This is a genomic window from Neobacillus niacini (assembly GCF_046591715.1).
In the GTDB taxonomy this organism is placed as follows: domain Bacteria; phylum Bacillota; class Bacilli; order Bacillales; family Cytobacillaceae; genus Neobacillus; species Neobacillus niacini_L.
In genome coordinates, this window is sequence record NZ_JAWVNQ010000001.1 from 926612 (window position 1) to 950370 (window position 23759).

20 protein-coding genes are annotated in these 23759 nt (G+C 39.7%); 17 read left to right on the top strand and 3 right to left on the bottom strand.

The features are described 5' to 3' along the window. Positions 1-11 precede the first annotated feature (11 nt). The 5 genes from SFC47_RS04500 to SFC47_RS04520 all read left to right on the top strand — a co-directional run bounded on the left by SFC47_RS04500 (position 12) and on the right by SFC47_RS04520 (position 5259). Entirely contained in the window at positions 12-1247 is a 1236-nt protein-coding gene (locus tag SFC47_RS04500) for a CaiB/BaiF CoA transferase family protein (RefSeq protein ID WP_411253040.1), read from the top strand. A 247-nt stretch (positions 1248-1494) separates the two neighbouring features. Next, positions 1495-1638, top strand: a complete 144-nt coding sequence (locus tag SFC47_RS04505; RefSeq protein WP_411253041.1) for a hypothetical protein — start codon at positions 1495-1497, stop codon at positions 1636-1638. Positions 1639-1766: 128 nt separating this feature from the next. Beyond that, the gene (locus tag SFC47_RS04510; protein WP_411253042.1) at positions 1767-3608 is read left to right on the top strand and encodes a CoA transferase; all 1842 of its coding nucleotides are present in this window, start codon (positions 1767-1769) and stop codon (positions 3606-3608) included. Positions 3609-3691: 83 nt separating this feature from the next. Further along, positions 3692-4471, top strand: a complete 780-nt coding sequence (locus tag SFC47_RS04515; RefSeq protein WP_411253043.1) for an enoyl-CoA hydratase/isomerase family protein — start codon at positions 3692-3694, stop codon at positions 4469-4471. A 47-nt stretch (positions 4472-4518) separates the two neighbouring features. Next, positions 4519-5259, top strand: a complete 741-nt coding sequence (locus SFC47_RS04520; protein WP_411253044.1) for an enoyl-CoA hydratase/isomerase family protein — start codon at positions 4519-4521, stop codon at positions 5257-5259. Positions 5260-5286: 27 nt separating this feature from the next. On the opposite strand, the gene SFC47_RS04525 is transcribed toward SFC47_RS04520, so the two are convergent. Together SFC47_RS04525 and SFC47_RS04530 are read right to left on the bottom strand one after the other, a co-directional pair. Further along, complete coding sequence (locus SFC47_RS04525; RefSeq protein ID WP_411253045.1) at positions 5287-6078, bottom strand: IclR family transcriptional regulator; 792 nt, start codon at positions 6076-6078, stop codon at positions 5287-5289. 126 nt (positions 6079-6204) lie between these two features. Further along, positions 6205-7761, bottom strand: coding sequence for an amidohydrolase (locus SFC47_RS04530; RefSeq protein ID WP_411253046.1), 1557 nt, complete (start codon positions 7759-7761; stop codon positions 6205-6207). A 124-nt stretch (positions 7762-7885) separates the two neighbouring features. Between SFC47_RS04530 and SFC47_RS04535 the strand changes: the two genes are divergently transcribed. The 11 genes from SFC47_RS04535 (at position 7886) to SFC47_RS04585 (ending at position 21491) form a co-directional block, all read left to right on the top strand. Further along, positions 7886-8638: an SDR family NAD(P)-dependent oxidoreductase gene (locus SFC47_RS04535; protein WP_411253047.1), complete on the top strand. Its 753-nt coding sequence runs from the start codon at positions 7886-7888 to the stop codon at positions 8636-8638. Positions 8639-8689: 51 nt separating this feature from the next. After that, on the top strand, positions 8690-9640 hold the full coding sequence (locus tag SFC47_RS04540) for an MBL fold metallo-hydrolase (protein WP_411253048.1): 951 nt from the start codon (positions 8690-8692) through the stop codon (positions 9638-9640). A 212-nt stretch (positions 9641-9852) separates the two neighbouring features. Beyond that, entirely contained in the window at positions 9853-11910 is a 2058-nt protein-coding gene (locus SFC47_RS04545; protein ID WP_411253049.1) for a helix-turn-helix domain-containing protein, read from the top strand. A gap of 441 nt (positions 11911-12351) precedes the next feature. Beyond that, positions 12352-13827: an aldehyde dehydrogenase family protein gene (locus SFC47_RS04550; RefSeq protein WP_411253050.1), complete on the top strand. Its 1476-nt coding sequence runs from the start codon at positions 12352-12354 to the stop codon at positions 13825-13827. A 20-nt stretch (positions 13828-13847) separates the two neighbouring features. Beyond that, positions 13848-15410, top strand: a complete 1563-nt coding sequence (locus SFC47_RS04555; RefSeq protein ID WP_411253051.1) for a class I adenylate-forming enzyme family protein — start codon at positions 13848-13850, stop codon at positions 15408-15410. Positions 15411-15601: 191 nt separating this feature from the next. Further along, entirely contained in the window at positions 15602-16372 is a 771-nt protein-coding gene (locus SFC47_RS04560; RefSeq protein ID WP_411253052.1) for an electron transfer flavoprotein subunit beta/FixA family protein, read from the top strand. Between the two features lie 14 nt (positions 16373-16386). Further along, the gene (locus SFC47_RS04565; RefSeq protein WP_411253053.1) at positions 16387-17373 is read left to right on the top strand and encodes an electron transfer flavoprotein subunit alpha/FixB family protein; all 987 of its coding nucleotides are present in this window, start codon (positions 16387-16389) and stop codon (positions 17371-17373) included. A gap of 111 nt (positions 17374-17484) precedes the next feature. Further along, entirely contained in the window at positions 17485-18726 is a 1242-nt protein-coding gene (hmpA, locus tag SFC47_RS04570; protein ID WP_411253054.1) for an NO-inducible flavohemoprotein, read from the top strand. A gap of 89 nt (positions 18727-18815) precedes the next feature. Next, positions 18816-19592 (top strand): SGNH/GDSL hydrolase family protein, encoded by a 777-nt coding sequence (locus SFC47_RS04575; RefSeq protein WP_411253055.1) that lies wholly within the window; start codon positions 18816-18818, stop codon positions 19590-19592. A gap of 14 nt (positions 19593-19606) precedes the next feature. Continuing rightward, complete coding sequence (locus SFC47_RS04580; RefSeq protein WP_411253056.1) at positions 19607-20518, top strand: ABC transporter ATP-binding protein; 912 nt, start codon at positions 19607-19609, stop codon at positions 20516-20518. Continuing rightward, the gene (locus SFC47_RS04585) at positions 20511-21491 is read left to right on the top strand and encodes an ABC transporter permease subunit (RefSeq protein WP_411253057.1); all 981 of its coding nucleotides are present in this window, start codon (positions 20511-20513) and stop codon (positions 21489-21491) included. The genes SFC47_RS04580 and SFC47_RS04585 overlap by 8 nt, the downstream gene beginning before the upstream one ends. Positions 21492-21657: 166 nt before the next feature. Here SFC47_RS04585 and SFC47_RS04590 read toward each other — a convergent pair whose 3' ends face one another. Then, a complete protein-coding gene (locus tag SFC47_RS04590; protein ID WP_411253058.1) occupies positions 21658-22881 on the bottom strand; it encodes an NAD(P)/FAD-dependent oxidoreductase in 1224 nt (407 codons plus the stop codon). A gap of 284 nt (positions 22882-23165) precedes the next feature. Between SFC47_RS04590 and SFC47_RS04595 the strand changes: the two genes are divergently transcribed. Then, positions 23166-23750, top strand: a complete 585-nt coding sequence (locus tag SFC47_RS04595) for a hypothetical protein (RefSeq protein ID WP_411253059.1) — start codon at positions 23166-23168, stop codon at positions 23748-23750. The last annotated feature ends 9 nt before the right edge of the window (positions 23751-23759 follow it).

Sequence of the window (23759 nt, forward strand, 5' to 3'; positions counted from 1 at the left end):
GGTAATGAACGATGTCATCCTTTCCTATAGAAGGAATTCGCATTCTTGACCTTAGCATGTGGTGGTCCGGCCCAATGTGCACTTCTTATCTAGGCGCACTTGGAGCTGAAGTGATTAAGGTGGAATCAATCCAGTTTCCTGATGGGTTCAGGTATACGATGGCGCCTCCAGGAGAAAAGGATTGGTGGGAACTGGGTCCGCAATTTAACGCCGCAAACATGAATAAGTTAGGGTTAACACTTAATTTAAATGATCCAGAAGGTATAAAGTTGTTCATAGATTTGGTGAAAAAAAGTGATGTGGTAATTGAAAACTTTTCTCCAAGGGTTATGGAAAACTTTGGCCTATCCTATGATGAACTTTGCAAGGTTAAACCTGAACTTATTATGGTGTCGATGCCTGCTTATGGTAAAAGTGGCCCTTATCGTGACAAGCCAGGCTTCGCTTACACGTTTGAGATTTTATCTGGCATCGCACAAACAAATGGGTACGAAAATGAGAATCCAATGATTATTTCAGGAGTAGGGGATGTAATTGCAAGTTTTCATACCGCTTATGCTCTTTTAGTAGCATTGGAATATAGATCACAAACAGGAAAGGGGCAGCACATAGAAGTAGCACAATCAGAGGCATGCGCTAACCTTATTGGACAGCCAATTGCGGATGTTTCCATGAACGGCCGCAGTTGGGGAAGAATGGGTAATCGTCAGCCTAATATGGCTCCACATGGAGTATACCGCAGCAAGGGAGAGGATTCGTGGATAGCGATCGCGATTACTAACGATGTGGAGTGGAAGCGATTTTGTGAGGTTATCGGGAATCCGTTATTGGCAGATGATGAACGATTTAAAACAGCGGCCGCCCGTTGTGAATATCAGGATGAATTAGACGAACTAGTGGAAAACTGGACGGTCAAATTGTGTCACCGCGAGGCATCCGATATTCTTCAAAAAAATGGTTTAAGTGCTGGTCCAGTGCTTGAGGTAGATGAAATGGTTGAAGACCCATTTTTACAAGGAATGTTCCAAGAGATGACTCGAGATCTCACAGGTACTCATTTATTCCCATCTTGGCCGGTAAAATTTTCTGGGGATCGCCTTGAACATCTTAGTCCTGCACCAAAACTTGGCCAGCATAATGAATATGTATTAAAAAATATTTTAGAATTGACGGATGAACAAATTGGAGTATTAAAGCAGAGAGACATTATTGGGATAGAACCATTAGGAGTTAAGGTGGGTAAGTAAATGAAAACGCTGTCATGCGTTATGATCTAGGAGGTGGAAAGAATGTCCATAAAAATTGGATCTAAATATGTATGTAAAGGCTGTCAAAGTGAATTTATAGTTACCAAAATCGGAGCTGTAGACTTGAAATGCTGCGGAAATACTTTGGAAAGGAAATAAACAAAATGGAATGAAAGTGAATCACAATGTACAAATGGAGATGGACTTTTAATTCTCCTATATTTTGAATATGAAAGAGGAGAGGATTATGGCTAATCAATTGGGAAAACGTCTGGAATGTAAGGAATGCGGAGGAGAAGTTCTCTGTACGAAAGCAGGAGAAGGTACCATTCAATGCTGTGGTGTAGATATGCAGCTTAAAAAACCGGTTGCTCTGCCAACGGCTGATTAACTTTAGAAGAAACTAGTAAAAACACATCAATAGATTATTAAAATTTTGTACTATTTACTAAGGTAAAAGAAAGAGGGAAATCTTTATTCATTCGATATCAGCAGATGCTGGGAGGTACGTAAACGCCCATGGTGAGAGGTCGTGAAACTGAACTATTAACTGGTATTCAGGTGTTAGAAGTATCAGAGGGCTCTTCCGGAAGCTATGCGGGAAGGCTTCTGGCTGAGAGCGGGGCATTTGTTACTAAAGTATTGTTTGGTAATGCATCTACCTCCGACTTCAGAGATGTGAAGAAAAGAATCGTAATGACTGCCAGCGGAAAAAAGTCAAATGCAGCTGTTCGAAGCCTCCTTAGTGAACCTTGGGACATTATCCTTTGGGATAGTCATTCTGCCGATGAATTAGATCAGCTCCTGTCAAGTCATTTGAAATCAACAGCCACCTGCATCGGCATCCGAATTCAGTTCCCTCAAGGCGTGGATGTCGACGAAGAATATACCCTTCAGGGGCTGGCGGGGTGGATGGCATTAACAGGTGAACCCGAAAAACCACCTTTAGCAGTTGGGGGATATTCTTCTGCTTATCTGGTTGGTGCACATGCTGGAACCGCAGGGCTACTTGCTCTCATTGAAAAGTCTTGGACTGGGATAGGACGATTGGTTCAAATCAATGCACTTACGATTGCAGCTAGTGCACTTGAGGGGGCTATTTCCACTTGCCTTGCATCTGGAATTTCTCGAAGTAGATTGGGGAATCGCCACAATAAGCTAGCTCCGATGGCAATCTTACCAGCTGCCGATGGATGGGCATTTATTGGAGCTCCTGTAGATGAAAAGTGGGAATTATTAGAACGGTGGGCTGGGATTGTCCATCGGCCAAAATGGTCGAGTAATGACAGCCGTATGGAGGATTGCACTGTTTTGGAGGAAACTCTAGGAAGCTGGACCCAAGAGATGACTCGGGAAGAGTTGTTCCTGACTGGTCAAGCTTTTCGACTGCCATTCGCAAAGGTTCAGACTCCTGTAGAACTACGATCCTGTCCACAGCTGTCTGCTCGAAACTTTTGGAATACCACCCTGTCTGGAGTTCGGGGAGTGCGGCTGCCTTGGAAAATAAATGCCAGTTCTGCTCCTATTAAAAGGGGAGATATTCCCATTAAAAAGGCTGCCTGGAAGGGACTTAGAATCCTGGATTTGACCAGTATGTGGTCAGGCCCATATTGTACACGGCTGTTTGCTGATTTAGGGGTGGAGATAATAAAGGTGGAAGCACCCCATCGGCCAGACGGTATACGTTCAAACAAGGGATCAAAAGCCCCGTTTTTCAGAGAATTAAATCGGAATAAACGGGGAATCCAATTAGATTTGCGCCTAGAATCCGACCGTAAAAGATTTCTAGAGTTAGTGAAAAATAGTGATGTACTTGTTGAAAATTTCAGCCCCAGAGTCATGCCCAATTTCGGTTTAACCAATGAAGAACTATGGATTCACCGACCTGACCTTTTGATTGTCTCTCTATCTGCCTTTGGGCAAACAGGACCTTACCGTGATTTTGTGGGCTATGGTCCTACGCTGGAAAGCATGTCCGGCTTGGCAGCTCTGACTAACGATCCGAATGGAAATCCTTGGCTCCCAGGTTTTTCGATTAGCGACATTGGTGCTGGAATTCATGGTGCATTTGCCTTGGCTGCTTCACTACTCCTCCGTAATCGTGAGGGAATTGGATTAAGTGTTGATCTTTCCCAATATGAGACGGCATGTCAATTTACAGCCGATTATTTGATCAATGGGGTGGAACCTTCTAAGCCGGAAATAGAAGTCACAGTGAGAGAAGTTGCAGATCTTGTCAATGACAGTCAGATAACAAAAATGTCTATACCAGGAGGCAATTCTGTACTGGGTATGCCCTGGGAAAGTATCGGCTGGAAGGCCCCAAGGAATACCCCGCCAGAACTTGATTATCATACATAGGTATGTTCAGGACTCCTTAAAACGATAGGAATAGATAAATATTGGAATAGTGTTCTAATGTTTTCAAATGGAAGGGGCTTATTATGAAATATCAATGTCTAGACGTATGGATTGATGAATCAATTGCTCATGTGTTACTGAACACCCCTGCAAATCAGAATAAATTTACCGCAGAATTGTCTCAAGAACTCTTGAGTTTTGCACGAGATATTCAAGAAAGGGATGATATTAAGGTCATTCTTTTGGGGGCTCGGGGACCAAACTTTTCTCTCGGGTTAAATTTCCAAGATGAAGCAAATGAACTGGATAATGATTCATATTCAGCTGTGGCACTCGCATCTAGTGCTATTGAGGAGTGGGCTCGTTTACCTTATCCAATTATTGCTGCCATTAATGGGCATTGCACTTCTCTAGGGTTAAGCTTGGCTTGTATTGCGGATATAAGATTTGCATCAGAAAATGCTCGGTTTTCAATTCCTGAGCCAGCTTGGGGACTTGTTCCCGCTGGGGGTATAACACAGCGGCTGCCGCGCCTGATCGGTAAGGGACCAGCTATGTCTGTACTGCTAGGAGGGGATCTAGTAGAAGCTTCCCAGGCTTTAAATCTTGGATTAATCAATAAACTATTTGATGAAGAGTTGATATGGCCCGAGGCATGTAATGAGGCTAAACGGCTTGCTAGTATGTCCACCCTTTCCATGCAATACACGAAGGAATGTCTGCTAAGGGGCAGTGAATTACCGTTAGAACAAGCTTTACGCCTGGAACTTGATATCTATATGTTACTTCAAACGAGTCGGGATCGTATGGAGGGGGTCCATGCCTTTTTGGAAAAACGAACACCAAATTTCCAGGGAGAATAATAAGCTTTACTTATGACAGTAAGAAAATAAAAAAGGAGGGGAAACCCTTGAACAACTTCGGCCCAGCAGTTTGTCTAGAAAAGGATGGACCAATTGCCTTAATTACACTGAACAGGCCAGAGAAATTAAATGTTTTTAATGTAGAATTGCGCGATCAATTATACGAAACAATACTGGCCATTCGTGATGACCCTACAGTAGATGCTGTCGTACTTTCAGGAGCAGGACGCGGTTTTTGTGCAGGGGCGGACTTAACGGAATTTGGAACAGTGCCTGCGGTGATTAAAAAACGCCGTATCAGGCTCCAACGAGATTTGTGGGATGAAATACGCCGTTTGCCTAAGCCCATTGCAGCTGCTTTGCACGGCTTTGCAGTGGGATCTGGACTTGAGATGTCTATGCTTTGTGATTTTCGTTTTGCAGCCCCAGGAACGAAATTAGCCCTTCCCGAGGCAAAATTGGGGATGATTCCCGCAGCAGGAGGCACTCAGAGCTTGCCTAGACTGGTTCACCAGGGAGCATCCTTAGAATTTGCATTTGGTGGTCACCAAATTACTGCCGAAGAAGGGTATAAGCTAAAACTGATTAGCCGGATCGTACCAACGGAGGAATTGGTGAAGACCACTGTAGATTATATGAAAGTGCTCGTTGGACGTAATCCTAAATCTTCAAGTTGGATAAAAACCTTAGTTGCACACGGTATGGATATGCCGTTAGCACAAGGTCTTGCCCGGGAACGTATCCTTGTGGCACGATCCTGGGCAAAAAAAGCAGTAGAAGCTTTTTGATTTAACCTAAAACCTAATAACTGCAGTTTAATTTGACATGTTTATTGTTTCTTGCTTCCTTCTGAATTCAGCAGAAATCTTGTCTGCGTAATCCATCACTTGCTTTACAAAATCGCTCTGTTTCTCAGGTGTAAGCCTTGCCATAGGTATGAGGAGGCAAAGCGATGCTGCGGGTTCCTCTCCCAACCCCCAGATAGGAGCAGCAAAACCCGCAGAATCGGCATACGCTGCTCCAGGACTAATAGAATAACCATCTTCCCTTATTTGAGTTAATTGTGCCTGTAGCTCGTTTAAACCTGCTAGTTTGTTAGAAGCAGTATATTCTGATTCAGTCCGTTTGAAATAGGTATCAATGTCAGCTGAAGACATGAAAGCCATATGCAGTTTGCCTGCAGCACCTAAATAAAGATCAATTTCGTCACCGAAGGTAACGGTCACCTTTAAAGGAAAAGTACTATCAATACCCGTTAAAAAAATATATTTATTCCCGGAACGAATTGAGAGATATACAGATTCATTTGTTAGCTCAGCCAATTCCTGAATAAACGGATTCGAAACCGTAATAATATCGTTTACTTGGAATTTTCTAACCAGCTGAAAGAGAATCGGTCCTGGGTAATATTGCTTTGTTTTTGCATCCTTGACCAAAAAGCCACGATCAGCCATGGTTACAGCGAGGCGGAAGGCTGCTGTCTTACTGATACCCATTTCTCGTTCCACGTCCATGAGCCCGATTGACTCATACTTTAGAAATAGGGATAAAAGTGACATTGCATTATCTACTGTACTTAATCGATGAATTGTTTTTTTAGAATCCATGATGTCCCCCAATTGAAAAAGCAACAGACTAACCAAGTTGCTGCTATTTTACAAGTTGAATAATAAGTCAATTATAATGGAATCAACAAAATTTGACAAACTATGAAAATAGTAGATGCTGGGTTGTTAGTTTTCATATACAAGCTTTCCAGATATCCATGTTGAATTGATTTGGATGTCACTTAAAGATTCAACAGGGCAGGTCAAGGGGTTTTGATCTATTACTACAAGGTCGGCATGATGTCCGGGGCGAATCATGCCGCGTATGTTTTGCCATCCTGCTGCACGGGCTGCTCCAGTCGTGTACATTTCCAAGGACTGCCAACGGCTTAGTTTTTCGTCTGGAACAAAAATCTTACCAGAAGAAGTTGTCCTGGTACAGGATGTTTGAATCCCAACCCAAGGATTGAATGCTGCAACGGGTGCATCCGAACCAGCTGCTAGGGCAATTCCTTCAGATAATAAGCTTTTCATACGATAAAGCCAGTTATGTTCGGATATTTCCACATCGGCAAGATAACGGTCACCATGATCATAGATAAGGCTTGGATTCGTTACTACCATAAGTCCTAACTTGGCGATATCAGGCAAAAAGGCTTCTGGACACAAACTAAGATGTTCTAACCGGTGTTGGATTTTCCTTCCTGGATTGATTTCACTCACGTTCCGAAACGCATCTATCGCAGCCCAAACCATTTCAGGGTCAACAACGTGAACCGCGAGTGGGAACCCCCGGCGCGTGGCCTCAACAGCTATTCGTAAAAGTACTTCAGGCCGCGGGAAAAGCTCTGGGAGAGCTTCCAACACTACCTTGACGGGACCCATTTCTAATCGATTGGAAATATTTTTTGGTATCTCGTTTCCTAGAAAATTGGTCATGTGCGCATGATTCATTTCCTCAGACATTAATTGAATGGCAATGGGCCAATTGTTATCAATCCGGCTGGCCCAGAAATTCAAGTCATCAAGAGTGTTTGTGGGGGTAGCATCCTGTACAGCTGTAATCCCGGTGCTCAAAAGCATGGTTTGTAAACGGTCTGCCCCACGATGAAGCTCATTAGGTGTTATCGGCATAATAACGTGGCGGGAGAGCCAAGTATCTCCGCCATATACTACACCAGTAGGGATTCTAGTTTTAGGTTCACGTTCTACGGTAATCCCAGGCGGGTCGGTACTGTTGCGATCTATTCCTGCTTTGTCCAGCGCGGCACTATTTAAAACAGAAGCATGTCTAGAGACATGGCGCAGGCGAATAGGGTGGTTTGTGGTTGCTTTGTCCAACTCCCACCGAGTGGGATGTCGTTTCTCTTTTAGATAAAAAGGATCATAGCCAGCAGCCCGAATCCAGGTTCCAGCTGCCTGCTGGCCAGCCCGTTCACGAATGGCAATAATGATGTCTTCGATATTGCTTATGTGTTTACGTCCGCAGGGAACAGCCAGATCTCTGCTAATTTGTGCCCGAAGATGACAATGCGCATCGATAAGTCCAGGTATCACCGTCATCCCATTATAGTTAACACGCTCACCGCCAGGAGCTAGTGGCCATATTTCATTTGAATTATGTATAAGCCCAACGATTTTTCCCTTTGTAACGGCAACACCTTTGGCAAATGGGCAAAGCGGGTTCATAGTAACGACTGTAACATTTTCGATGACTAAATCGGCAGGAATTTGACGTGCCATATCGTAAGACCTCCTAAATAATACAGTTGATGGAATATTTTGATTATACCATGGCATACTTAAATTCCTTCCAATTTTCATTAATAGACTTTCAAAATAATTAGTTATAAGGAGGAGATTGAAAATGAGATTAAAAGATAAAGTGGCGTTTGTAACAGGGGGTTCATCGGGGATAGGAAGAGGGATTTGTCATGCTTTTGCGAAAGAGGGGGCATCGGTTGTATTTGTTGGCAGGAGTGAGGAAACGGGGAAAAGGACAGAGCAAGAATTGTTAGATTTGGGCTGTGATGCCTTATATTTGCAGGCAGATATATCGGATCGCAATATTTTACCAAGCCTAATTGAAAAAGTAATCGAAAGATTTGGAAAACTGGATATTTTAGTGAACAATGCTCAGAATTCCAAAAATGTTATTTTTGAGGAAACGACGGAAGAAGTAATGGATATAGCTTTAAATTCTGGCTTTTGGTCCACTTTTACTTTAATGAGGAGTGCCTTACCCTACTTAAAAGTAACAAAAGGGAAAGTTATTAATTTTGCATCTGCTGCTGGGATGATTGGACTTGGTAAACAAACCGCTTATGCAGCAGCAAAGGAAGCGATTCGCGGGATCTCTCGTGTTGCTGCTACTGAATGGGGAAGGTATGGAGTTACTGTAAACCTTATTTCCCCAATTGCAAGTTCACCTGGTGTTGAGCGGTTGCAGGTAGAGCATCCAAATGCCTACAATAAAATGGTTTCCCTTATTCCTCTTGGCAGGCTTGGTGATTGTGAGGATGACATCGGTCGAACTGCTGTATTTCTAGCAAGCAGTGATGCTGACTACATCACGGGACAGACGATTATGGTAGATGGCGGAAACACAATGGTTCGCTAATTGAATTGAATAGCTTTTAAAAATAGAAAAAAGTTACAAGGGGGTTGTAAAGTGATAACGAAAATAACAGACCAGGTTTATCAGTTAAAAGTACCAATCCCTTATGATTTTGGACATGTTAATTGCTATCTAATTAAAGGTGAAAAGGGCTATACGGTTGTAGACACAGGTGATTATACGGAAGAAGCGGTAGCAGTATGGACGAAAACACTCGAAAATGGAATACCCGTTGAAAAGGTAGTCTTAACACATGCACATACGGATCATATTGGCCTTGCAGGATGGTTCCAAAAGAAGTTTAACGCCCCAGTATGGATGTCGGTTAAAGGCTCTCTGGAATTAAAAAATATCCGTTCATTATTTATTGATGAAATTTATTCAAGTCCCCTAACCTCTTATTTATTAAAGCATGGTGAGCCGCAAAAACCAAACCTAGACGATCGATTTCATAGATTTAAATCCTATCAATTTGACCCTGATGAATTATTTGATGAGGACGATGATATTAGCATAGGGGACAATGTGTATAAAGCAATTTGGACTCCCGGGCATTCACTTGACCACTTCAGTTTTTATAATCAGAAAAAGCAGATTCTTTTTGTTGGTGATCATATATTGAATTCCGTTAACCCAATTGTTATGCCTCAAAAGGAGGGCGATAATCCATTGAAGGACTACTTTCATGCTCTCGATAAGATTTTACAATTACAAGCTAAGTATGTTCTTCCAGGTCATGGTGGACATATATTGGATTTACATTCAAGAGTAGAAGTTTTGAAGGCACATTATCATAAAAGATGGCAGCAAACCTACAGTGCTATTGAAGAAGCCGGAAGTACCGCTTATCAGGTTTCCCAAAGTGTATATGGTAGCAATCTGCCTCCTGATCGTGCCGGTTCTGCCTTTATCCAAACGATAACAAACCTAATATATTTAGAATCCCTCGGGGAAGTTAGAAAGGAAGAACACAATAGAATATACTATTTTTATCAAGGAAAATAGAGGGAGATATCACCTAAAAGTAGTCCCTGATCCTTTAAGACGGCTAAGAAGGAATCATCCTGCTCAGCTGTCTTTTAGCATTGTTACATAAAAAAATATCCTCATTTAGTGCAATAATAAAAATTAATCATACCATTAAATTAATGAATATATAGAATATTACAATAACTAATGATAAGATTATTACTATATGTATTAAGGAGGTCTTCTTGTTGAAAAACGAATACATTCATGTTGTTCATTCAAGTAATGCAGATCTCACGGAGCAGAATAATTATGTTAAGCAATGGACGAATAAGATTAAAAACTTTACGATACTTTGCATTTATAACAATAAAGTAATAGATATCGAAGAAAGTAAGGGGCTTTTGGAAAAGTATGGGATTTCAATTACGAAACTACCTATTTTTGATGAATCTAGCGATTCAAGTAGTACTTTTATCGTTTGGGACCATGCATATTTTGAAAATGAAGCCCTCTTTATTAAACTGAGGCAAGGTGCAAGAAATGAAGTGATCGGAAGGATTGCTAAAAACATTGTAATGAGTTTGTTGGCAAAGTATATTGCCGATAATAATCATTCCCTGCTAAAAGACGTAAAGTTTATTGAACAATCGATTAAACACTTTGCTGAAATTTTACGGAATAACACTTTCTTTGCTAATAATGCTGTTTGGGAAAATTTCTCCAGGTGGAATAAAACCCATTTAACTAAATGGGTCTTAGAAGAAATGGAAAAATCAATCGGCTCAAATTTCATGACCAGAATGGATGATAAAGAGTTTAATAATACTTTTTACAAATACTTGGTAAACAACTTATCAGAGAATATTGAGTTTTTGTCAAGGTTTACTAAAATTGTAAACGTTTATATCCAGGATTGGGTAAAAAAAATTATTGCTGCTTATGATATTGAAAATTGCTCAAAGGAAAATATTGAAAAACTACTAAACATAAAAAAGCTGCCAGATGAATTAAAATCCTTACCAGTTAGGAAAGATATTACATACACATTAATTGAAGAAGAGAACATACTTGTGATGAATAATGCTCCATATCAATCTGTTAGGGAGTCTATTTATAAAAAGAGCTTTCAAAGCTATGATTTTACTCCGTGGCCAACAGCCCCTGCTATAAAGGGAAATATAGATGGAATGGTTCAAATAAAACCCTATTTAGCACAGAATCTATCATCTGAAAATGATATCGTTCAAGAGGCATGGGACCAAGCAAAGAACTTATCAGATTTAGACGTGGATTTGCTTGATGCGCTATGTTGCATTTTTTTATCAAAGGCCCAGCATTATCAAGATATTGTAGAAATCCAAGTGGAGGATTTGTTACTGATTCGCGGTATAAAGCCTAAGCTTGGGGGAGATGGGCGCCGAGGCGGCTTTGAACCGAAGCAGCGAGAAGTATTGTTGCAATCGCTTACAAGGCTGCAAAGTCTATGGATTGATTTAGATAAGGCTGTAATTTACGAAAAAGGAAAGCAGGTTCAGTTGCAACTCCAAGGTCGTGCATTAATATTTAATGATCAGAATATGAAAGAATATTGTATATCTGAACAGCCATTAGGTAAAAGAATAATGTTTACTGTGGGAGAAGTCTTTCGCAAATATCTTCACGGATCAGGAAGACAAGTGGCGTTGCTTCCTGTCAAAGCACTGCAATATAATCCCTATCGCCAAACATGGGAAAAAAGAATAACTAGGTATTTAAGCTGGAGATGGAGGATTCAGGCAAGAAAGGGAGCCTATTCGCAGCCTATTAAGGTAAGTACTCTTATGTCTGCAATTGGTGAACAGGTAAATGTACGAACTCCATCGCGAACGAGAGATCGCCTCGAAAAAGCTTTAGATATGCTCTTTGAAGATGGGGTTATCGAAGCATGGAACTATGAGAAGTGGGATGAATCAATTGTTTTAAATAAGGGATGGGCAAGGATATGGACAAATTTATCCATTCAAATTACCCCACCTGAGTTTATTAAAGAAAAATACAGTTCCATTGAGGGGAATCAAAGGGTTCAGAGAAAATTACATACCAATCCCCAAGGACATTCAAACAAAGCTGGTGAGATGGAAGATATAAGCAAACTTGTAAGAGAAACCCGAAAAAAGCTGGGTCTTTCTTTGTTTCAATTAGCGGAAGAAATAGAAATTTCTTCATCTTATATAAGCAGTATTGAGAGAGGATTAAAATTACCATCTATTAAAATACAAAAAAAGATCATGGTATGGCTTCAACAATATCAAGACATTCAATGAAATTAGAAAGAACCTAACTTCAATAATGAATTAGGTTCTTTTTGTGCTTATAAATGTACTATTGACAACCTCGACTATCCTTTTCAGATGTCGGGTTTAAAATGTATATATGTCGTGGTTATGTTGTACGTAAAAAATTTTATTTTTTTTATAAATACTTTTATATAAGGAGATTTTTCGATTTATTATTTATTTCACTATCTAATAATTTAATGATACTAGTAATTTGAATTTTTTGAATTGTAAAAGCGTTCCTTTACTATAAGTACTAAGGACATTCTAGGATAGCTGTCTATTAAATGGATATTAAAATGGAGGTGATGAAGCAAATAAATGAAAGCGGTTTCTACCTCTGCTGATACATAATATGCAAAATATAAAACCAACCGCTCTTATCCTAGGATGACAGAGATTCTTGTGAAAATGAAAGGAGAAGATGAAATGAAAATTGCAAATGAAATATTAGGGCTCCAAAATCTTATTAATGGAAATTTAGTACCTTCTTGTTCTGAAAAAACAATGGATAGCTATGATCCGGCAACGGGTGAAGTGTGGGCTAAAATCCCTCTTAGTACGACAGAGGACTTTGAAACAGTAGTTACTGCGGCTCGCAGTGCATTTCCAGGCTGGGCGTCACTTTCGGCTCTAGAGCGTGCGGATTATTTAAGGCGTATCGGTGATCTCGTTTCTCAGCACGGTCAAGAACTAGCTCGTTTAGAGACAAAGGATTGCGGATGGGTCGTTAGGGAAACGAGTTATGGGCTAATCCCAGTTTTGACTCAAATTTGGTATGATGCGGCTGGAGCAGCTTCTGTGGCAAGCCGAGGAGAAACTATTCCACTTGGACCTACTAGCTTTGGTTATACAATCCGCGAGCCGTTAGGGGTTGTATTAGGTATCATTCCATGGAACTCTCCACTTTTTACCTTCACAATAAAAGCTGCCTATGCCCTAGCTGCTGGGAATACCGTAATAATTAAGCCTTCAGAGTTAGCAGCAGTTTCATCTTTAAGATACGGAGAATTACTATCAAAAATTTTACCGCCTGGTGTACTTAATGTCATTTCTGGTCTAGGCACTGAGATCGGAGATGCATTAGTTGGTCATAAAGGTGTGAATAGAGTTAGTTTAACCGGTTCCGGAAGGACGGCAAGGGCAATTGTCCAAGCGACTGCAAGAGATCCAAAACCATTAACCTTTGAACTAGGCGGGAAATCTCCTAATATCGTTTTTGCGGATGCTGACTTGGATAAAGCTGCAGAAGGAATTACGACAAATGGGATTTTTACCGGTAACGCGGGACAAATTTGCGTCGGTGGATCTAGAATATTAATCCAAAGATCTGTTTTTGATGAATTGTTAACGAAAATGAAAGAAAAGACTTTTGAATCTATTAAACTAGGTGACACTATGGATCCGATGAGTACAATGGGTCCTATTGCAAATCAAGCACAATATGAAAAGGTTTGCTCGTATATAGATTTGGGCGTGAAAGAGGGTGGAAAAATTATCTTTGGCGGCAGACATGGAGGAGAAGCGTTATTACCAGGACAACCAAAGTATGCCAAAGGCTATTGGGTTGAACCTACATTAATTCAAGTTGACAAAAACTCTTATCGAATCTGTCAGGAGGAAATTTTCGGTCCAGTAGCCGTCGTTATTCCTTTTGATACCGAGGAAGAGGCTTTAGAAATTGCGAATGATACAGTCTACGGTCTTGGTGCGGGTGTATGGACACAGAATCTTGCCCGTGCACAGCGAATGATTCAAGGCCTGGAATCAGGAAATGTTTGGGTAAATACCTATCGCCGAGTAGGAGTTGAGTTGCCGTTTGGTGGTTATAAAGAAAGCGGCTTTGGAAAGGATTCAATATTAGAGAACACCCGAGAAAAATCCTGCGTGATTGAAATCGGGTAATTGAGAGAAGGAGGAACCTTATGTTATTAACAAATATGATTGATCATACAAAGGAACATTATGGTGAATACCCTTTTCTATACCATGATGACAAAGTGTTCACCAATCATGATGTTGAGAAATTTGCCAAAAAAATATCGATTCTTTTAAGGAATCAAGGTATTGCCGATGGAGATAAAGTGATTGTCAGTATGCCAAATAATCCTGAGGTTATTTTTTCTTTTCAAGGCATTCTCCGTTCTCGTAACATCGTCATACCTGTTATGTATCTTTTGCACCCCAATGAAATTTTTTATATCCTCCATGACTCGAACGCAAAAGCTATCTTTACAACCGCTGAATTTTTACCGAAAATGATTGAGGCAGCCAAAAATCTAACAATTCCAATGAAATTTATCGTTACTGACTCAATTGAAGACCGTAGTGCCTGCGAAGGATATGACATAATTGAGTTGTACCCAGAAATTGAAAAGATAGATGTGTCGGAAGAAGTTTTGAAAGCTGCCAATGATAATGATCTTGCAGTTATTCTCTATACATCGGGAACAACAGGCAGGCCTAAAGGGGTTATGCTTACCCATAAAAATCTTTCGGTCGAACCTATGCAATCTTTTCAAACTAGTTTAAAAGAGGGAAGAAATGAACGCAATACAACAATAGTAGTTTTACCTTTGGCACATATATACGGCTTCGGTGTTATGTGTACAAGCTTCATGTTAGGTAACTCAATCGTAGTTTACTCTAAATTTGATTTAGAAAAAGTTTGTCAAGCCATAGAGAACTTTAAAGTCAAATGGTTTGCAGTCGTTCCTGCGATGGTTCACTCAATGGCGTTTAGCCCAATCCCGGATAAATATGATCTATCAAGTTTAGAATCTGTCAATTGCGGTTCTGCTAACTTACCGCTAATGGTCATTGAAACATTCGAAAAAAGGTTTAATGCAGATATACGTGAAGCATATGGCCTTTCGGAGGCTGCAACAGGCGGTGTTGCTGGTCATTGGGATGGTGTTCCGATCAAACGCGGTTCTGCTGGGATTCCATTTCCTTACGTTGAAGTAAGAATTGTTGACCAAGATGGAACCGAACTGCCAAGAGGAGAAGTAGGTGAAATAATCGTTAAAGGCGATACGATTTCACCTGGTTATTATGGGCTGCCTGAGGAAACAGCAAAGGCAATTAAAAATGGCTGGCTATACACTGGTGATTTAGCCATGATGGATGATGAAGATTATATTTTTATCGTTGATCGTAAGAAAGATTTAATTATTCGCGGCGGTTTTAATATATATCCTCGGGATCTAGAAGAAATCATCATCAAACATGAAGCCGTTTCCGACGTTGCAGTTATTGGAGTAGCCGACGAAAGAATGGGGGAAGAAGTCGTTGCCTGTGTGGTTAAAAAGCCTGGTTCAGAGGTAAGTGAACAAGACATTATTAGCTATACCCAAAAAAACATTGCAAAATATAAATCTCCTAGACGTGTTATTTTTGTTGAGTCATTACCTAGAAACGGCGTAGGAAAAATTTTAAAAAGAAAATTAAGAGATGATTTTGAAAAAATAGATGTAAGTGTCTCGTAAAAATATCTATTTAGTCAAGATGAGAGGCTTTCCCATAGGGAAAGTCTTTTTTACATAGAGTTATTCCTACAAAATTTCTAGTTTCTGTGTAAAAGCCTACATTGTATATTTTTCTGAATATACTTAAAATTAAACGTATAAATACTATTATTACAAAGCGCCTTAACTATTATTGATTGGGAGGAACTAGCATGAACATTTTCGTCATAATGAAAAGAACATTTGATACTGAAGAAAAAATTTCTATCGCAAATGGAAATATTGATAGCAGCGGTGCCACATTTATCATCAACCCTTACGATGAATATGCCATAGAGGAGGCCATCATACTTCGCGACCTTCACGGTGGTGAGGTTACCGTTGTAACGGCAGGGGATGAGGATGCAGAAAAAGAACTTCGCACAGCTCTTGCGATGGGTGCTGACCAAGCGGTGTTAATTAATAGTGAAGATATTGATGAGATGGATCAGTACACAACTGCTGTCTTGTTAGGTACATATTTAAAAACACAGCCATACGACATTATTTTAGGGGGGAATGTTGCATCTGACGGCGGTACGGGTCAAGTAGGACCTAGAGTAGCGGAAATGTTGGGAATCCCCCAAGTAACAACGATTACAAAACTTGATGTGGCAGATGGGAAGGCAACCATCGTCCGTGATGTAGAAGGAGATGAAGAAACAATTGAAGTATCACTACCAGTTCTTGTAACTGCACAACAAGGTCTAAATGAACCACGCTATCCTTCACTGCCTGGAATTATGAAAGCAAAGAAAAAGCCTCTTAGAATGATTGATTTGGATGACCTTGATCTTGATGAGGACGATGCTCGGGCGAAGACTCATACACTTCAAGTGTCTCTGCCGCCAGCCAAAAATGCTGGGAAAGTGTTGGCGGGAGAAGCTTCAACTCAAGTTAAAGAGTTAGTTACACTTTTAATGTCAGAAGCAAAAGTCATTTAATGGGGGTGTTGTAATTGAGTAGAAAAGTATTAGTAATTGGCGAAATTCGAGATGGTGAATTACGAAACGTATCATTTGAAGGGATTGCAGCAGGGAAAGTGATTGCAAATGGCGGTGAAGTGGTTGGTGTACTGCTTGGAGAGAATGTCAATCAAGCCGTTAATCCTTTTTTTGACTATGGAGCAGACCGTGTTGTTGTGGTTAATCACGCTGAACTTAAGAATTATACAACTGATGCCTATCAAGAAGCCCTTCTTCAAGTAATTAAAGCGGAAAATCCCGGAGGAATGATCTTAGGTCATTCAGCATTAGGAAAAGATCTATCTCCACGCATTGCGATGAAACTAAACACAGGGCTAATTTCCGATGTCATTAGCGTGGAAAAAGAAGAAGATGACGTAGTTTTCACTAGACCCATCTATACAGGCAAAGCATTTGAGAAAAAGAAAGTAAATGATGGAATCATTTTTGCTACCATTCGCCCGAATAATATTGCGCCATTGGAAAAGGATCGCTCAAATAGAGGCGAAGTCACACATCTCAAAGTGGAAATAAATAATCTTCGAACGGTAATCAAGAATGTTGTTCGAAAAGCAACAAAAGGAGTGGATTTATCTGAAGCAAAGATTATTGTTTCTGGCGGCCGCGGGGTAAAAAGTAAAGAAGGATTTAAACCGTTAATGGAATTAGCGGATGTTTTAGGTGGTGCGGTAGGAGCATCACGCGGCGCTTGTGATGCGGAATATTGTGACTACTCCTTACAAATTGGTCAAACAGGTAAAGTGGTAACACCTGATTTATATTTTGCGATAGGTATTTCAGGAGCCATACAGCACTTGGCTGGAATGTCTAATTCAAAGGTCGTTGTGGCAATCAATAAAGATCCAGAGGCAAATATTTTCAAAGTAGCAGATTACGGTATCGTTGGTGATTTATTTGAAATTGTTCCTCTTTTAACGGAAGAATTAAAAAATGTCTTACATGTAAAACAAACAGTTTAATAGGTTTCTAGAAAAACTTATAACAGAATGTGATTTACATCACTTACTCCAAGTGCGTTATCTCATATAATCACTTTATAAATAGTAATAACTACATAAGGAGTGTTAGTGATGTTAAGTCAAAAAACAATTGAAATCATTAAATCAACTGTACCTGTTTTAGAACAACACGGAGAAACGATTACAACACGCTTCTATCAGTTGATGTTTGGGAATCATCCAGAACTATTAAATATCTTTAACCATGCGAATCAAAAACAAGGAAGACAACAAAGAGCGCTTGCGGGGACAGTTTATGCGGCAGCGCAATATATTGATAACCTTGAAGCAATCCTTCCAGTGGTTAAGCAAATCGCTCATAAACATAGAAGTTTAGGGATTAAACCAGAGCATTATCCAATTGTCGGCAAACATCTGTTATTAGCAATCAAAGATGTCCTTGGGGATGCTGCTACAGATGAAATTATCAACGCATGGGGAGAAGCTTATGGAGTTATAGCAGATGTCTTTATCAGTGTTGAGGCAGAAATGTATGAACAGGCTGAAAAACAACAAGGTGGCTGGGATGGATTCCGCAGTTTTATTGTTGACCGTAAAGTAATCGAAAGTGATGTCATTACATCATTCTATTTAAAACCTGTTGACAATAAGGAACTTGCACATTTCCTTCCTGGTCAGTATATAAGCATTAAACTTGAAATCGATGGAGAGGAATTTACCCATATTCGTCAATATAGTTTATCTGATGCTCCAGGGAAAGATTATTATCGTATTAGCGTGAAACGAGAAGCTGGAACAGCGAACCCTGATGGAATGGTTTCGAATTACCTGCATGATGGTGTTACAGAAGAAGAAATCCTAATGGTAAGTGCTCCTGCCGGGGATTTTGTACTTGATACAGAAAAAAATACACCTGTAGTGTTATTAAGCGGCGGCGTAGGATTAACGCCAATGTTGAGTATGTTAAAAACAGTTGTTGAGGTGCAGCCTCAACGGAAGGTAACGTTCGTTCATGCGGCAGCAAATGGAAATGTCCACGCACTTAGGGAAGAAGTTGAAACACTAGCTTCTAAAGACAATGTAAACACATTCTTCTTTTATGATTCACCAACTGAAGAAGATCGCAATAACCAAACCTTTGATGTTGAAGGCTATGTGACACAAGAATGGCTGGAAAAGAACTTATCAAATAGAGATGCTGACTTTTATTTCTGTGGCCCGCTGCCATTTATGAAATCTATTAATACTTCATTAAAGAACATAGGAGTAAAGGAAGAAAATATTCACTTTGAATTTTTCGGACCAAAAGACAGCTTAGAAGAAAGTGCAAAGAAAGAACCGGTTTCCGTTTAGGAACCGGTTTTTTTGTGGGTTGAAAGTTTGATTCAGCTATTAATTGTGATTAAATAAAAGGTAGAAATAGCCAGAAAGGATGAAGCTTTTTGAATAAGAATGTCATAAGGACTATAACCATGGTATCAGTGTTTTTTTGCCTCCTCTGGCTCTTTGGACTTGGCTTTGCTGTAGCGGAATATTATACAGGCAAGCCCGATAAGATTCCAGAGAAAAGTGTTGTTGAAAAAAAAGCCGATAAAAAGGATGCCCTCCATATTGTTGCCTTAGGTGATTCATTAACAAGGGGAACAGGTGATGAAACTGGAAAAGGCTATGTTGGTATCCTCATGGACGAAATGAAGAAAAAAACAAAGCAGGAAGTAATGCTGACGAATTTAGGAATTAGCGGACAGCGTTCCGATCAGCTAAAGCAGCAAATACAACAAACGGAAGTGATGCGCCAAATTCAGACAGCTGATATGGTTTTAATTACGATGGGCGGAAATGATTTGTTTAGAGGTGGACAAGGGTTATTAGAATTTAATCCTGATGACATACCTGGAATTGAGCAGAAATTCCTTGATAACATGAATTTTATTTTCAAGCAGATTCGGACAAGTAATCCAGAAGCAAATGTTTTTTTCATAGGCTTATATAACCCATTTATAGATTTAGAAGAGGGAAAAGAGATGTCAAAAATAGTTCGTCATTGGAATTATCAGAGTGCCGAGTTAAGCGCCTCTTTCCCAAAGATTGTCTTTGTCCCTACCTTTGATCTCTTTGAGTTAGAGGTTAATGATTATCTTTATAGTGACAAGTTTCATCCTAATACAAAGGGCTACCGATTAATAGCGGAACGAGTAGCTTCATTGCTTACCTGGTAAGGAGACCCTCAAATATGGAGAATATAACGTTATCTGTACATAATTTAAGAAAATTTATCGGGAAGAAGGAAATTATTAAAGGAATTAGTTTTGAATTAAAAGAAGGCGAGGTATTTGGATTCTTAGGTCCAAATGGTGCCGGTAAAACGACGACGATCAGGATGTTAGTAGGATTAATAAAACCAAGTTCAGGCAGCATTCAGATTGGCGGCTATAATATCGAGGATAACTTCGAGGAAGCAATGAAACATCTCGGCTGTATTGTGGAAAATCCTGAATTATACCCTTATTTGTCTGGTTATGATAATCTGCTGCATTTTGCGAATATGCTTAACGGAATTGGTGAAGAGCGGATTAATGAAGTGACGGAGCTTGTGGGTTTAAAAGACCGAATTTATGATAGAGTGAAGACCTATTCTCTTGGAATGAGACAAAGACTGGGGATTGCCCAAGCTTTATTAGGCAGACCAAAGGTACTAATTCTTGATGAACCCACGAATGGACTGGATCCTGCTGGAATCAGAGAAATGAGGGAGTTTATTCGGTTCCTTGCAGAAGAAGAGGGATTGAGTGTTCTTGTATCCAGCCATCTATTAAGTGAAATCCAGCAGCTATGCGACCGAGTAGCGATTATTTCTAGAGGTACCGTGATAAAAACGGACTCTGTCCATACTTTGTTATCAAACCGAGAACGAGTACTATGGCGTTTCCACCCCCAAGAGAAGGGGAATCAGGTGCTGAGTTCCCTCACCACCATTGAGGAAAAAGAAGACGGGTCCATTTCGACGGAATTTGATGAGATTAAAACAGCAGAATGGAATAAAAAGCTTGTGGAAGCAGGTGTATCGGTGACAGAAATGAATCGGAAAATGCCTGTATTGGAAGATTTGTTCCTCGAGTTAACCGGGGGTGATTCCATTGAGTAAACTAATTCAAAATGAAATGATGAAGCTCATTGCCAAAAAGCGTCTCGTTGTGATTGCGATTATTATTGGTATTCTTGTTGCCATGTTTACGTATGCCCAATATAAAGAGGTTGAAAGACAACGAGAAAAGCTGGGAACCGACGATTGGCGGACGATGATTCAACAGACCATAATTGACCAGCAAAACCGAATCAGCAGCTCTCGTATTTCGGATGAATGGAAAAAACAACTCCAAGTGGCCCTGCAGCAAAATCAATATTATTTAGATCATGACATTAACCCCTCTGAGCCTGGCGCACCGACATTTATGAGGATTTTTTTAGAGAATTCAATTGAGCTGTTTATCCCATTGATGGTAATGGTTATTGCCAGCGATCTTGTATCCTCTGAGCATAGCCAAGGCTCAATTAAGTTACTATTAACGCGGCCAGTTAAAAGGTGGAAGGTCCTGTTGAGTAAATATATAACACTGACATTTGCCATCTCGTTAATTGTAGCAATAGCAGGAATCCTCTCTTATGGGATATCAGGATTGGTATTTGGCTATAAAGGCTTTGGTGCACCAGTATTGACTGGTTTTAGTGTAAGTGATACAGGTTTAAATACCGCAGGTGTGAAGTTAATCGACCAGTGGCAATTTCTATTAATGGATTTTGGTCTGGTATGGTTTGTAGCGATTGTTGTTGGAACCCTTTCTTTCATGCTATCGGTCTTAATCCGCAGTACGGCTGCTGGAATGGGTGTTATGCTGGCTGCTCTCATTTCAGGTGCGATTCTTAGCAACATGGTTTCCTCATGGGAGTCAGCTAAGTATTTCTTTATGGTGAATCTAAAGTTAACAAACTATATGAATGGGAACCCGCCGCCTATTGAAGGCATGACATTGTCATTTTCGATGCTGGTACTCCTTGTTTGGTGGGCAATTGGATTATTTGTTTCATTCTTTGTTTTTATCAAAAAGGATGTGTATTAAGTTCGAATAATTAAGCTTTTCCTCAAATTAGAAAATGAAAAAACCACCTAACTGAAGGTGGTTTTGCTGCCTTAACATTGGGGGAATTAAGGCAAAAATTAAACAAAGGGATATTCTAATCAATGGTATGGAAGGGGAGGGATTCCTTTTCCATTGCAATTACCGGTTATTGGTTTGCTGTAATTTTTACAGGTTCTTTACTTACTCCAAAGTGCTGTTTAATAATAAGGGAAGGACCGCCAAGGTTAAATAAATAGCGAGCTTCAATTACCTGTTTCATAAAGGCACCAAATAATCCAGATAGTCTAAAGTTACCAACTTTTCCTACAGCAGCAAAGGTCCCAATTGATGCGACAGACCCTTTATGGTGATACTCAAAAGCTTTCAAGCTTCCTCCTCGAATGGAAGCGACAATATTTTTAGCACAAACATCAGCTTCTTGCAGGGCAACCTGTGCTGTTGGGGGGAGTGCATTTTTTTCATCCTTCATGAATAAGGAACAGTCACCGATACTAAAGATGTTTTTCTTATCCTTAACTCGGAGGAATGAATCTACTGGCAGTTTGCCTTTTACTATTGGCAGCCCGCAGTTCTGTACAATTTCATTTCCTTTCACACCGCATGACCATATTAATGTTCGAGTAGGTATTTCAACATTATTTTCAAGGACCACCTTTTCAGGTGTACATTCTAAAATCTTGGTTGACATATACATTTGGATATTAAACTTTTTAAGAACTTCGGTTGTATACTGGATGGATTCCTTAGGGAAAAATGGGATAACCGAAGGTGCAGCCTCAACCGCAACAATTTTTACATCTTCATAAGGAACATCATATTTTTTACACAGTTTAGGAAGTCCTTCTGCTAATTCTCCTAACATTTCTATTCCTGTAAATCCGCCGCCTGCTACAACAAAAGTTAGGCGTGATGGATCTTTGTCTTCTTTATAGAGAGATAATTGTCTGATGATTTGATTAAAAATGGCTTTTGTACTTCTAAAGCTTCGAATTGCAAAAGCATGTTCCTTGATCCCAGGGATTCCGAATGTTTCAATATCAAAACCTAAAGCGATTAAGAGATAATCAAACTCGACTGTTTCTCCACCCTCAAGGTGTACCATTTGTTTGGAAACATCAACACCTGTAACATTGCCTTTTTTAAAGTTTGTCTTTTGAGAGTTAATCAGCTCAGGAATCTCCATCGCAATTTGACGGTCGCTAGCCGTACCCGCACCGGTTTTATGGAGTTGGGTTGTAATATAGTGGTATTCATGTTTATTGATTAATGTAACGTCTGCTTCCCCAGACTTTAGTAACTTTTCTAGTTTCTTACTTGTAATGATTCCTCCGTAACCTGCTCCTAAGATTACAATTTTTGGTTTATTCATTTTAACCCTCTCCTATCACAATACTCACGTTTAATTTTGTGAAACATTTCACATTTAATTTTAAAAAATATAGAGCTAAAAGCTCAGTTAATTTGTGAAACATTTCACATATCCTCTATATTCATAGAATACGATATCACATCTTAAGAAACAAGTGGTATTTGCTATGAAAATTTGTCAAATTGGTAAATTTTTTTTCAGTTTACAGGGAATGATAAATTCGTGCCAATTTAAAACTGGTAAATATTTTTAACGAATATAGTAAGAAAGAAGGAGAATTGAAAATGAAAAGAAGAATGTTGATAATTGTGTTAGGACTAATTTTGGCCATGCCAGGCTTTGTATCAGCGAATGTACAAACGCCAGGTCAAAATGAAAAACCAGCACTTCCAGACTCCGGTGATAAAAATGGAGGGCAGGAAACAGAAGAATGTGATTGTGAAAACGAGGAGCATAATCACAAAAACTGGCAGGAAAAAATGGCTGAACGTGAACAAAAACTAATAGGATGGGTGGATCAATATACTCCTGATAAAAAGGAAGAATGGACAAAAGTATTAGCTGAGAAAAAAGAATTAAGAAACAAGTGGCTAAGTCCTGAAAATGCCGAGAAACGTGAAAAGTGGAAGCAAGAAAAAATGTCAAAGATCCAAGAGTTAAAGAAACAGTTAGATGAAGGAAAAATAACAAAAGAGGAATTTGTACAAAAAGCACATGGCGGCAAAGCGATGGGCCATTGGAAAACCTTCCATAATCTAAAAACTGCTGTTGAGGCGAAAAACGATAAAACTGCAGCTGAATTATTAAATCAACTTCTTGAACAGTCTAAACAGCATAATGAAAAAATCAAGAAAATGTTAGAAGAATAGAAATGTGGA